The 204-nt window shown below is 66.2% G+C and carries 1 protein-coding gene; it reads left to right on the top strand.

The window, feature by feature from the left end:
- On the top strand, positions 1-204 hold a 204-nt coding region (locus tag B3D39_RS12220), incomplete at both ends, for an ATP-binding cassette domain-containing protein (protein WP_286789732.1).

Genomic DNA, 204 nt, shown 5'->3' on the forward strand with positions numbered 1-204 from the left:
GGCGAGAGCGGCTCGGGCAAATCACTCACCTCTCTGGCGATCATGGGGCTGTTGCCGCCCCCTGCCCTGCGGGTCAGCTCCGGCGCGATCCGCTTCCAGGGCGAAGACCTCACCCGTCTTCCCGAAAGCCGGATGCGCGCCATGCGCGGCAACCGCATCGCGATGATTTTCCAAGAACCGATGACGTCGCTCAACCCGGTGCTG

This window comes from Thioclava sp. UBA3469, from assembly GCF_002378135.1.
Taxonomy (GTDB): Bacteria; Pseudomonadota; Alphaproteobacteria; order Rhodobacterales; family Rhodobacteraceae; genus Thioclava; species Thioclava sediminum.